Origin of the sequence: Flagellimonas iocasae, from assembly GCF_042682725.1 — a bacterium.
Taxonomy (GTDB): domain Bacteria; phylum Bacteroidota; class Bacteroidia; order Flavobacteriales; family Flavobacteriaceae; genus Flagellimonas; species Flagellimonas iocasae.
Genome location: NZ_JBHUHU010000005.1, coordinates 465,920 through 478,947, shown reverse-complemented (window position 1 = coordinate 478,947; position 13,028 = coordinate 465,920). Strand labels below are relative to the sequence as shown.

Annotated in this window: 12 protein-coding genes; all 12 read left to right on the top strand. The window is 44.2% G+C overall.

Features of this window, described 5'->3' with window-relative positions; all coding sequences use genetic code 11:
• The first annotated feature begins 5 nt into the window (after positions 1 to 5).
• The 12 genes from ACFSJE_RS16200 to ACFSJE_RS16145 all read left to right on the top strand — a co-directional run bounded on the left by ACFSJE_RS16200 (position 6) and on the right by ACFSJE_RS16145 (position 13,026).
• Entirely contained in the window at positions 6 to 548 is a 543-nt protein-coding gene (locus ACFSJE_RS16200; RefSeq protein ID WP_379831911.1) for an AraC family transcriptional regulator, read from the top strand.
• A 265-nt stretch (positions 549 to 813) separates the two neighbouring features.
• Positions 814 to 3,870, top strand: a complete 3,057-nt coding sequence (locus ACFSJE_RS16195) for a SusC/RagA family TonB-linked outer membrane protein (protein ID WP_379831910.1) — start codon at positions 814 to 816, stop codon at positions 3,868 to 3,870.
• 17 nt (positions 3,871 to 3,887) lie between these two features.
• A complete protein-coding gene (locus ACFSJE_RS16190; protein WP_379831909.1) occupies positions 3,888 to 5,372 on the top strand; it encodes a RagB/SusD family nutrient uptake outer membrane protein in 1,485 nt (494 codons plus the stop codon).
• 94 nt (positions 5,373 to 5,466) lie between these two features.
• Complete coding sequence (locus ACFSJE_RS16185; RefSeq protein WP_379831908.1) at positions 5,467 to 6,513, top strand: glycoside hydrolase family 130 protein; 1,047 nt, start codon at positions 5,467 to 5,469, stop codon at positions 6,511 to 6,513.
• Positions 6,514 to 6,516: 3 nt separating this feature from the next.
• On the top strand, positions 6,517 to 7,758 hold the full coding sequence (locus ACFSJE_RS16180; RefSeq protein WP_379831907.1) for an MFS transporter: 1,242 nt from the start codon (positions 6,517 to 6,519) through the stop codon (positions 7,756 to 7,758).
• Entirely contained in the window at positions 7,745 to 9,478 is a 1,734-nt protein-coding gene (locus ACFSJE_RS16175; protein WP_379831906.1) for a glycoside hydrolase family protein, read from the top strand. The genes ACFSJE_RS16180 and ACFSJE_RS16175 overlap by 14 nt, the downstream gene beginning before the upstream one ends.
• A 173-nt stretch (positions 9,479 to 9,651) precedes the next feature.
• Entirely contained in the window at positions 9,652 to 10,167 is a 516-nt protein-coding gene (locus tag ACFSJE_RS16170; RefSeq protein WP_379831905.1) for a hypothetical protein, read from the top strand.
• Positions 10,168 to 10,227: 60 nt separating this feature from the next.
• A complete protein-coding gene (locus ACFSJE_RS16165; protein WP_379831904.1) occupies positions 10,228 to 10,551 on the top strand; it encodes a hypothetical protein in 324 nt (107 codons plus the stop codon).
• 250 nt (positions 10,552 to 10,801) lie between these two features.
• Positions 10,802 to 11,155, top strand: a complete 354-nt coding sequence (locus tag ACFSJE_RS16160) for a single-stranded DNA-binding protein (protein WP_379831903.1) — start codon at positions 10,802 to 10,804, stop codon at positions 11,153 to 11,155.
• A gap of 66 nt (positions 11,156 to 11,221) precedes the next feature.
• Entirely contained in the window at positions 11,222 to 11,671 is a 450-nt protein-coding gene (locus ACFSJE_RS16155) for a JAB domain-containing protein (RefSeq protein ID WP_379831902.1), read from the top strand.
• Entirely contained in the window at positions 11,658 to 11,786 is a 129-nt protein-coding gene (locus ACFSJE_RS16150; protein ID WP_379831901.1) for a hypothetical protein, read from the top strand. The genes ACFSJE_RS16155 and ACFSJE_RS16150 overlap by 14 nt, the downstream gene beginning before the upstream one ends.
• A gap of 652 nt (positions 11,787 to 12,438) precedes the next feature.
• On the top strand, positions 12,439 to 13,026 hold the full coding sequence (locus ACFSJE_RS16145) for a BfmA/BtgA family mobilization protein (protein WP_379831900.1): 588 nt from the start codon (positions 12,439 to 12,441) through the stop codon (positions 13,024 to 13,026).
• The last annotated feature ends 2 nt before the right edge of the window (positions 13,027 to 13,028 follow it).

Genomic DNA, 13,028 nt, shown 5'->3' with positions numbered 1-13,028 from the left:
ACTCCATGGACCAAAAAATAATAGGGATAGAAAGTGGGGCCAACGATTATATATCAAAACCTTTCCACCCAGACTATTTGATGATGCGAATCCAAAAGCTGTTGGAAGAACGGGAGCGCATGTTGAAACACTTTTCCCAAGGCTCCCTTTTTGAAGATTTAACAGCCCTGATCACGCAGGATGATGATAAGTTGTTTATTGAAAAACTTATGGGGCTTATTGTCAGTAATATGGAAAACGATAAGCTTCAAAGTAGTTTTATAGAGCAGGAGTTGGGTATGAGTTCATCTCAACTCTATAGAAAAACCAAGGAATTGTTAAACTTTTCGCCTGGGGATCTTATCCGAACGGTGCGATTACGACATGCCTCTGAGCTTCTTCGAAAAACAAATCTAACGGTTACAGAAGTATGTTATCGTTCTGGATTCAATAACAGATCATACTTTTATAGGGAATTCAAGAAATTGTTTCACAAGACCCCGAAGGATTATCAACTGTTTCACAAGAAAGACCTTCCCCAAGAGCAAACCATTGAAAACGATAAATAGTGGAAATCTGGGAATCCACCTTTTCCCAACACTACTATCTTCTGATTGTTTAACCGCAAAGCTATCCCCGAGACTACACGAACAGTTCGTTATTGAGAAATTATATATCTCATAATCAGATTTTTAAATCAAGGTGTACACTTTTGAAAATATAGTGTACAACTGCGAATTGTACCATCTGTACATTTGATGGATCGCGAAATTCATAAAATACCAACAAACAAAATGCATACTAACAATTTCAAACAAACTAAAATTGCGAAATATGAAATCTAACTCATTTTTAAAAGAATCGTTCATCGCATTTTTTCTGTTCATGGGTATATGCACCGGAAATGCCCAATTAAATGTTTCAGGATATGTTTCGGATGGACAGGTTCCCATACCAGGTGCCAGTATTGTGGTCAAGGGTACTACTTCTGGTACGGCAACTGACTTTGATGGAAACTTTACGTTGCAGAACGTAACCACCGATGCCATCTTGGTGGTAAGCAGTATTGGCTTTATGCCAATGGAAATAGAATTAAATGGCAGAACCCGTATTGAAGTGGTTTTGGCCGAAGATGCCCAACAGCTGGATGAAGTAGTCATAGTAGGGTATACCACGCAAAGGAAAGCTGATCTTACAGGAGCAGTTGCAGTGGTTGATGTAGAGAATCTTGAGAAAACAAGGGTGGCCAATGTGTCCCAAGCACTTCAAGGGCAAGTGGCTGGTGTACAGGTAACCGCTAGCACAGGGGCCCCAGGTGACCCCGTTGAAATACGGATACGAGGCGAAGGAACCATTGGCAATAATAATCCATTGTACATTGTGGATGGAATCCCTTCCAGGGATATTGCGTTTATGAACCAAGCCGATATTAAGTCCATTACTGTTCTCAAGGATGCTGCTGCTGCCGCTATCTATGGTTCCAGGGCCTCAGGTGGTGTGGTGGTGATAACCACAAAGCAAGGGGTAAAAGGAAAGATGTCCTTTAATGTGGATTATTTCAATGGATTCAATAAGGCCACCAACCTACCCAATATGCTCAATGCTGCGCAGTATATCAATACGCTCGAAAAAGCTTGGGACAACACCTATACAGGAGACAACCCCTACACTGCAGATCGAGGACGTTCCGATTTCGCCGACACTAATTGGTTGGACGAACTTTTTGAAACCGGACGGACGCAAAACCTGCAACTGACTGCCAGTGGCGGAAATGAAAAATTACAGTACCTAATGTCCTTGGGGTATTTTGGTCAAGATGGAATTGTAGTTTATGATAATGACAAATACCAACGGATAAATTACAGAACAAACATAAGTGCTGATTTGACAGATCGTATCAAGATCGGGACCAACCTCCAACTTTCTTATGACAAGAATGATTTGGTGGCATCAAGAGGGGAAAGTCTTATTCGGTATGCCCTTTTGCGAGCCCCTGTGATTCCAGTCTACAAAGATGCCAGTGACCCCACCTATACCGAAAGGGACCCGTTCACGGACATGCCGTTCTACACCGAAACAGGCTATGATGTCGGATTGCAGCGCAGTATGTACGAAATGGTGGGCAACCCTATTGCCCGTGCCTATTTTACCGATAATACGGAGCGAATGTACAGGACCTTTGGCAACGTGTTCGGGGAATATCGTTTTTTAAAGGATAAGAATTTGACATTCAGGACAAATGTGGGTGTCGACCTTTCACTTTTCCATAATAAAGTGTTCAATGAGAATTATGGTGATGATGATGGAGGTGGGAATGCCATAGATGCTGGTTTGGGAAGGCAAAACAGGCCCAACAGCTTAAATGAATCTAGAGGGGAAGCCTTTACCCTGACGGTGAACAACACCCTTAATTATAAAACTCATTTGAACGAAAAGCACGATTTGAGTGCCTTGATCGGAATGGAGTACATCACGAACTATGCCTCCTCAATCGGCGCCAGTAGGGCGAGGTTCCCGTATACCACTGGGCAATTCCGTTATTTGGACTATGGCGGTACAGAGTTAGATATCTGGAACAGTGGATCTGCATCGGAATGGGCACTATTCTCTTATTTTGGGTCGGCTTCGTATTCCTTTGACAATAAATATTTGATTACGGCCAACCTAAGGGCCGATGCCTCTTCCCGATTTGCAGAGAACAACCAGTGGGGGTATTTTCCATCGGTATCGGCGGGATGGAAAGTTTCGGATGAGGCCTTTCTGAGTGATGTGGATTGGTTGTCCAATTTAAAGTTCAGGGCCAGTTGGGGTATTCTTGGAAACCAAGAAATAGACAACTATACCTACCTAACTTTGATCAGTCAAGAAAACGGTATCGTAAAGACCAATCGTTTTGGAAATCCAGATCTAAAATGGGAAAGTTCAGAGCAGACCAACTTTGGAGTGGATTTGGGACTTTTTCAGAACAAGTTGAACATAACGGCAGAGTATTTCAACAAATACACCAGTGATATCCTTTTGCCCATAAGCTTGCCGTCCATTGTGGGGAACGTTCAACCTACAATCCTTAATGCGGGGGAAGTAAGGAACAAAGGTTTTGAACTGTCTGTCAACTATCAGAATTCCGATAAGGAATTTAAGTACAGCATCAATGCCAACTTGGCCACTTTGGACAACGAGGTGGAAAAATTGCACCCCAATCTCCCCAACATTGTAGGCGAGGTAACGCGCACCACTGTAGGGCAACCACTTAATGCCTACTACGGATACCGCATGGAAGGCATCTATCAGAACCAGGCCGAGATTGATGAACACCTTAGCGGCATACCCAATCCGTCCGCTAAGCCCGGGGACATCCGTTTTAAGGACCTCAATGGCGATGGCGTCATAAGTGCGGACAATGACCGTGAATTCATTGGATCGCCCATTCCCGATCTAACCTTTGGATTGGCATTTAATTCATCTTACAAAGGATGGGATTTTTCCTTTCTTTTTCAAGGTGTGGAAGGCGCAGACCGATATAACGATGGAAAGAAAATCGTAGATTATGATACCAGACCGTTCAACTTTACCACGGCAATTTTAAATGCTTGGGATGGCGAGAACAGTACCAACAGTGTGCCAAGGGTTGCTTTTGAGGACAATGGTAGCAGCAGGATATCCAGTATTTTTGTTGAGGACGCCTCCTACATAAGGCTCAAGAACATCGAATTGGGGTATACCCTTAAGGATATAAGTGGCATAAACGCCCTAAGATTATATATTTCTGGACAGAACCTTTGGACCTCTACGGATTATACGGGCTTGGACCCAGAAACCACGGATTTGATAGATAAGGGTACCTACCCGAGCTCGGCTTCAGTACTCCTTGGACTAAACGCTAAATTCTAATCACAAAAAAAATCAAGATGAAAAAGCTATATAAAACCTTTTTGCTACTGTTGTCTTTCACGGTTGTGGTTTCTTGCACCAGTGAACTCGACAACGATCCCATTGGTCTGCTCACTCTGGACCAAGTGGATACCGATCCTACCATGGAAACGGTTGAATCTGCGGTTGAATCCGCGTATCAACCTTTACGGAATACCTTGAACAGTATTATACCCGGATGGCGTTGGGACCTAGGTACCGTATTCCGCAACGATATTATTTTGCAGGATATGGCAGCCAATGACATGAACAAAAAATGGAATCCGGACGGTGACCAAGCTTGGATGGACGAAATCGGGAACTTTGTGTTTACACCCGAAAATCAGGCGTTCAACGGAATTTGGACATACGACTATGAAGGCATCAGCAGAAGTAACCTTGCCATTGGGTTTTTAACCGATGATGAAGTGGTGCAAAAGACAGGGATATCCTCTGCTAGAAGAGATCAGCTTTTGTCCGAGGCGTACTTTCTTAGGGCCTATTACTATTTTGATTTGGTGAACAACTTTGGTGATGTCCCATTGATCTTAAAATCCCCAGAATCGTTTGAAGAGGCCTTTTCGGTATCGGTAAGGGCTCCCAAAGATGAGGTAATGACCCAAATTGGGGTCGATTTGCAAACGGCTAGGGACCTTGCCCCACAGATAAAACAAGATGCCACGGACCCATGGAGGGTTTCCGTGGGAGCCATTATTGCACTTCAGGCAAAATTGGCCCTTTATGGCGAAAACTGGGCTGAGGTTCTAAGTTTTATAACCCAGTTGGACAACTTGGGCTTTTATGACCTAAACGGCAACTATTTTGATGCCTTTGATGCCGGCATGGAGTTCAACGACCAAGAGGTCATTTTTGCCTACGATCACCGATCAGGTGAAAATCCGGGCAATGGTAACGGACTGGCCGCTGTTTCTGGTTGGGGCTTTTTTGCGCCTACCGATGATTTTTTGACTGCCTTTGAATCTGATGATCCCCGCTTGGATTACACCATAAATGTGGATAACCAACACTCTCCCAAGATTATGGGGTCTTTGACCGAGTATAAAGGGAATGATGATTCTCCGGGCAACAAGATTTACATCCGCTATGCCGATGTACTGCTTTGGAAGGCCGAAGCCCTGAACGAGAGCGGTGACCCCTTGGAGGCCGTTGCCCTTATCAATCAAATTAGGGAAAGGGCGCGTAACTCACCTACCGCAAGTGGAGAAGTTGTGCCTGTGGGTACATTGCCAGACAGGCCCAATAGTAACGATCAGGCCCAGGTGCGGGCATGGATCCAATCCGAAAGAAGGGTGGAGCTAGGTTTTGAATCACAAAGATTCAATGACCTAAAGCGATGGGGCATTGCACAGACCGTACTTCAAGATTTGGGCAAAAACTTTCAAGCCCACAATAATTTGTACCCCATCCCCCAAACAGACATAGATAAATCAGGAGGTTCCATAATCCAAAATCCCGGATACTAAATCTGGGAAGACCTGAAAAGGGTAGTGGCAGGTAAAGCACTTGCCACTATCCAAACAGGTTGAATTGCTCTACATTAACACAAGACACATACGTATGAAGAAGGTAGTGGCCCGCCATGGGCAAAATCCTTTATTGTCCCCACAGGACTTAAAACCAAGCCAGCCCCAAATGATCATTGAATGCCTATTGAATCCCGGTGCATTCACCTACAATGGAAAAACTGGCATTGTTCTTAGGGTGGCCGAACGCACAAAACAAAAAGAAGGAATGGTATCTGTGCCCATTTATGATGAAAAGGGACAGTTGAAAATAGTGGACTTTTCCCTTGATGATCCAAAATTGGACAATTCAGATGCCCGTGTCATCACTTACGATGGTGAACAGTACCTCACCACAATATCCCATCTTAGGATTTTGTTCAGTTCGGATGGCGTAAACTTTAAGGAATCTGATGAATTTCCCCCACTTTTTGGTCAAGGCGCCTATGAAAGTTATGGAATTGAAGATTGCCGTGTGTCGCAGATAAAGTACACCTACTACCTTACCTACACCATGGTTTCCCCCAAAGGTGTGGGTGTTGGGTTGAAAACCACCACCGACTGGAAGGATTTTACTTCCCACGGTATGATATTTAGTCCGCACAACAAGGATTGTGCCCTATTCGAAGAGAAAGTCAACGGACGGTACTATGCCTTCCATAGGCCAAGTAGTCCCGAGCTTGGCGGAAATTATATGTGGATTGCAGAATCCCCTGATGGAATACATTGGGGCAACCACAAATGTATCGCCAGAACCCGTCCCAACGCATTTGATAGTGCCAGATTGGGTGCCGGGGCCGCACCCATAAAAACTGAAAAAGGATGGCTGGCCATTTATCATGGGGCAAACCACAGACACAGATACTGCCTTGGTGCTTTGTTGTTGGACCTCAACGACCCATCGAAAGTAATATCCCGGTCCCAAACACCCATTATGGAGCCCGAGGAAATTTATGAAAAGGAAGGATTCTTTGGCGAGGTCATTTTTACCAATGGCCACGTAGTGGATGGAGACGAAATCCATATGTACTACGGAGCTTCGGATGAATACATGGCCTTGGCCACCCTATCCATAACCCAAATTCTCAACACCTTAAGCTAAAAAATGGAAAAATCAATTGGAATAGGATGGGGAGATTTCTCCAAAAGTGCCAAAATTCTTATCATCACCAATCTTGTTTACGCATTTGTATTACCAGTGGTGGATATTTTTGTGGCCTCCTACATTATGCGAAATTCAAACGACCCCGCCAAGGTAATGCTGTACCAACTGGCCATTTACTCCGGAATACCTTTGACCTTTCTGGTAAATGGCTATCTGTTGAACCGGATAGATGTTAAAAAACTGTTTTCTTTGGGCATGCTCCTTAGCGGTGTTTCCATGGTGGTGATGATGTCCTTGGATGAGATCAGTTATTTGGGGTTGACCATGGCCGGTCTCATCATGGGAATGTCTTTTGGGCTCTACTGGTCCAATCGGGATTATTTGGTACTGACCACCACCACAGATTTCACCCGTAATTTTTACTACGGCCTGGATACTTTTTGTTACACGGTTACTGGGGTACTTGTACCCATTATGGTGGGCTGGTATCTTGTCAATGGCGATTCCATGGCCAATGAAGGCGTTAATTTACGCTACCAAATGGTCACCGTGGTTGTTTTTGCCATAACCATACTGGCCTCTGTGATTTTTCACATGGGGTCGTACGAAAAACCCAAGAGCGAAAAATTTCTTTATTTTAAGTTTCATCCGGTCTGGAAGAAGATGATACAGATGTCGTACTTAAAAGGATTGGCCCAAGGGTTTATTGTAACCGCTCCAGCGATGCTAATGATGACATTCTTTGGTTCTGAGGGAACTTTGGGCACGGCCCAATCAGTCGGTGCCCTGATCGCTGCGTTCATCATGCTGCTTTTGGGCAAGTATTCCAAACCAAAGCATAGACTGGCCATATTTAGTGTGGGTCTAGTTTGCTTTTTTCTGGCCGCTTTCTTCAACGGATTGCTGTTCAATGCCACAGGGGTGATCCTGTTCATGTTGTTTTTGTTGATTGCACGGCCAATTCTGGATATTGCGTATTTTCCCATTCAATTGAAATTGATAGACGTTTTGGCCAAATTTGAGGGAAGAAATGAGTTTTCATATATTCTCAACCATGAATTTGGATTGTATGTAGGGAGGTTTATCGGGGCATTGACCTTTCTTGCACTTGCCTATTTTGGAAGCACAGAAATAGCTTTACGATATGCCCTTTTAATTATAGGAACATTGCAACTGATTTCCATAATAATTGCTAAACAATTATTGAAAAAACAAAAAGAACTGGAACATGAAATGGAATAAAACCATCCTTGCTGCCATAGCAGGGACTTTTTTGATCTTGACGACCTCTTGCAAAAAAACTGAAAAGGCAGTGCCACAGTCCGTGGCCCAAAAGCCCATTGCACGTATAGACAGCATGCCTTATATGCCCAAGCCTTATAAAATCCTTGATTTTGAAGACTTGGCCTTATCTTACGACCGAATCGTTTACGACAGTACCCAGACCGGCGAGTATTGGCCATTGGTCTGGATGGATGGGAGCAAGAAAAATTTTGATCAGGAAACTTTTGGGATCTATACCGCCCTGGGCGATGCCAGACAAGGTCCGGAAAACAACCAAGGAATGTTCCATGAATCCCTGAACACGATAAGCTCCGTTTTAGGTGCCTCCTTGGTGGGCATAGACAAGTCTGACCAAAACGGAGAGGATTATGTGGGCATGCTGAAAAATTATTTTAACTCAGAAACTGGCTGGGACATTATGATGAACAATACCTGCCCTGAAGTGGCCCTCTTGGGTGGTGGCTATGGTAGGGATTGGTGGTATGATGTGTATCCCAACCTACTTTTCTACGGAGTGGCCGATTTCTACCCGCAACATCCCGATTTTGAGCGCTTGCAAAAATCAATTGCCGATCGTTTTTATGAAGCGGATTCCATATTGGCTGGAAATTATGGACATACCTTTTTTGATTACGGTGCAATGGAACCCAAGGATAATTGGATTTGTCACCAAGAAGATGCCGCAGCGGGGCATGCGTATGTTTTGTATGCAGCATATCAAAAATTTAATGAACCAAAATACCTTGATGGGGCTAAATCTGCTCTAGAGGCACTTTTGTCCCTGGAAGAAAACCGTTTCTATGAGATTTTAATGCCTTTTGGGGCATACACGGCAGCCCGTTTGAATGCAGAACAGGGAACAAATTACGATTACCATAAGTTGCTGGATTGGACCTTTAATGGAGATTCCGTTTGTCGTGAAGGTTGGGGCGTACTTTTGGACAACTGGAACGGGTATGATGTATCTGGGCTGGTAGGCAGCACTGTAGATCATGGGGGCTTTGCGTTTTTAATGAACACCTATGACACCATGTGGCCCTTGGTGCCAATGGTGCGCTACGATACTAGATACGCTTCGACCATTGGAAAGTGGATGTTGAATGCGGCCAACGCCTCCAAATTCTTTTACCCATACGAAATGGCCGATAATCATCAGACCCTGCCCAACAAAAAGGAGCATACAAAGGGAGTCATTGCTTATGAAGGACTGATCAAGAACGTGCATTTGGAGGGCTATCCCGATATGGAGGCACCTATTGCTATTGGGGACGGTCCCCATTGGAATCCGAATAACCCTGATGTATCACAATTCAGTGTTTATGGTAGTGGTCATGTAGGCATTGCAGGGGCCATTATAGAAAGTACCGATGTGCCGGGAATCCTTAAGTTGAATTGTTTGGCCACCGATTTTTACAAAAAAGAATCGTATCCTACATTTTTATTGTACAATCCCCATCAGGAATCGAAAACTGTAACGTATCAATGCCAAAGCAAGCAAAAAGTTGATTTGTACGACATAGTTTCCCATCAAATAGTTGCCGAAGGGGCGGACATGAAAACGAATGTTGAGATTCCAGCTGACCAAGCTAGGGTTTTGGTTGAAATTCCTTCAGGAAGTATTATTGAGGAAGTAGAAGGTAAATATAAGGTAAATGATGTTGTAGTGGCATTTAGGTAATTGATTGTAGCTAAAGGAAGTATCAAGGATGGTATGGATACATTCAGGAACCTTGGATAAAATACAGTTAGTTTAGTTCGTTTTTTTGCAAAGGGAAAGGATTTCAGTCTTTTCCCTTTTTGTATACTGTGCCATGGCTATTTCTGTTTTTGAACATATAAACGGTTTCAAAGATGACTTGCTCTAATTCAAACCGATTAAAGATATGTATCAAAGCCTATGGTCATGAATTAATTGTTGTCCTTGACTTTATGGACCTATTGCAAAGTCCAATTATTGTATATTCTTCACCATGGGAGGATGCGGTGCCCAAATATCTATTGGAGTATATTACCATGGCCCGAATGTTGACCCAGATGCGCGGGGAACACATGGCTTCCTTGACCGAAGTTGTGGCCTATATGATGCCCAGGACCTTCGAATCTCCCATGCCCAGTGAATGGGCGAACATCTACACTTGGTGTGGTCTCCAGTATGCCAAGACCTTTAAGAGGGATGGACAAATCGAGGCCATGGAGGAAGTGGCACCCCAACAGTTGTCCGAATATGAGATGGGTCTTTTGAAAAAGTTAAGGGTCTGGATCTATGAAAAACGAAGAAAGGCCTTAAAGGATAGTATGAAAACTTCAAGTTCCAAGGACATCAGAGATTCTCAAGACCATCAAGGGGAGCTGTTCCAGAAAGACTGAAGGGAAACCAAATCCTAGGATGACTCAAGTACTTTCGACCCAATACCATCGCAATAGTTGATGTATTATCATTTGGCCAATACGGAAGTCGTCCAAACGGATTTTTGGTGCGCCCTTCCTTTGCAAACCCTTCTTGGGGCTTTGCCGGGAAAGGCCGCAAACCCGTCCGTCCGCCCATCAAATTTTAAGGGGTCGGTAATAAAAGAAGCCCTTGTTGTTTTTCGGGGCATCGAAAAACAGGGCAGGGCCCAAGGACTTCCCATCAGGACACCATCGCCCGCAGTCGCTCAACTTCCCGTACGCTCCCTTGTCAATGGGTCAGATGGAATTCCTAAGGCCCTCATTGAACCTGTCAAGGCCAAGACAAGTTTTGTCCAGAAATAGGGTTTCCACTTCCTTGAAAACCTTGCCTGCCGCAGGCATGGCTAAAGGTTTTGCTACGTCGCGGAGCCTCCCGATTTCTGTCCAAAAGCCTTGACAGAACCCCCTTCTTTTATTGTGCCATGCACGTAAGAAGCAAACAAACGCCCCTTAAAATTTGGGAAACAATGACCAAAAAAATAGGGGAAATTTTTAACCCTGTTTGCTAATCTGTCCAATAGAGGAAGACGGCAGACCTTTAAAACTTTTTATCATGAGTACATTGAGAAACAAAGTGCAACTTATCGGAAATGTGGGGCAAGACCCCGTGATCACAGACCTTGACAAAGGGAAGCGTGTAGCGCGTCTGACCATGGCCACCAACGAACATTACAAGAACTCCGAAGGGGAACGCGTGACCAATACCGAATGGCACACCGTGATCGGTTGGGGCAAGCTTGCCGACATCATCGAAGGGTTCGTGACCAAGGGCAAGGAAATCGGTATCGAGGGAAAATTGACCTCCCGTTCCTATGAGGACAAAGAGGGCAATACACGTTACGTCACTGAGGTTGTGGCCAGTGAAATCCTGTTGTTGGGCGGTGGTGAAAACAATACCACTGAGTAAAATGGACAAGGGTGTTCCACAAATTCTTGGGGCACCCTTTTCTTATTTATATTCAAAATAGATGACATGGAACACAGCGTCAACGAAATACAGATCAGTTATAGGGAAAAACTGAGCACCCTGCAATCGCTTTCCATTACCAATTCCAATGATGTGGCACGATTGCTCTTCGAAAGCTGGGATTCCGATACCATCGGTCTGAACGAATGCTTCAAAATCCTTTTGCTCAACCAATCCAATAAGGTCAAGGGCATTTACCCATTATCCCATGGGGGCATCACGGGAACCTTGGTGGATATGCGCATCCTTTTTGCGATTGTCCTAAAGACCCTTTCCGTTGGCATCATCCTTGCCCATAACCATCCCTCTGGACAGCTCAAGGCTAGTCAACAGGACAGACAATTGACACAAAAAATCAAAGAGGCTGCCAAGCTTTTTGATGTCAAGGTCTTGGATCATATCATTCTGGCACCCGATGGAAGGTATTATAGTTTTGCCGATAATGGAATTTTATAGGGATGAAGCTATGGGAGCAGATACGGAAATGACCGAAATTGAAATAGGGACGGAACAGCAATATGACCCCGGCGATTACCCCGATGGTTTTGACCCTAGCCTTTATGATTTGTGAACAATGAATTTCTTAAGCATTGAATTATGGTCTATTTGAACTTTACAAACCTTGATAGCGAAACCCAGGAACGTTTGCTTTCCGTATCAAAAGAGGATGTGGAAAGCCGTTTTGGGAACAATTGCGCCAATTTGCCAATATTATGGTATCCACCATGATATCCAATTGAAGCCTGCCCTGAGCGGAGTCGAAGGGAAGCCATGCGAAATCTGTACAATTATGATTTCGTGTTCAATATGTGAACCCTAAAACACACCATCGAAGCCCATCCATTATGATGGGCTTTTTTTTATGACCTGAACATTGGTTTTTCTATCTTTAAAGGGTTGGTTTCCAACAGCATTTTAAGTGCGGAACTGTTTTGATCTATTTCGGTAGATTGGTTTGACTTTCCTAAAGTCCGTACTCCGTTCGATTTGACTTTTACTTAAAAATGCAACTGGTTTTTAAACCATGTTGTGCGATAATTTTTGTGCGTTCGCACAAAAAGGAAGAGCAAGAGGATAGCGTGCTGGCGCAGCGCTACCGATCATGATTGCTCCGCAAGTCCCTGTTTATGGGGGCTAAGATGGATGCAGGGAAAATGGGCAAAGGTGGTTTTCACGGAAAACGGTCTTGAGCCCAATAAAATCAAAGGATTTTTCACGGAATTATGGAAAATGAAAGCAAAAATGAACGGTTCAAGAGCTTGAGTATCAAGGAACCTGTATTGTTGAAATTTAGACGTTTTTCCAAACTATTTGGAAAATCCCAATCACTGACCCTTTTGGCCATGATTGACTTTTTTGAACGACATGGAATCTCCCCGGACCAACACCTAGGGGAGACCATGGCGAGTATGAAACACTACATAAGGCGGCGCTTCAATGCCATGGTGGCCATCATGCGAAGCATCGAGAAAGAACAGACCCTTCCCACGGTCAGCATGATGCAGGCCCTCTTTCAGCAGGAACTGGATCCTGAAGAGGATGATGAGTGGGAAGGTGACTTTGAGTTTTTTGAAAAGCAATTGACCGAGATAAATGCCTCCAGTAACCCTGAACTCTTGGATAAGGAGACCACTGTGCCCAAAATAGTGCATGAACGTTTGAAGGAACAATTGGAGGGTCTTAAAACTGATTTTGGCCATGTGCTGGACCATGTATCGGTGGCCAAGAACCGCTTCGGGAAGGACCACCTCAAATTGGACCTCAAACCCGGGGCCATTGAACAGTACCGAACAAAACTCAAAAATATATAAGC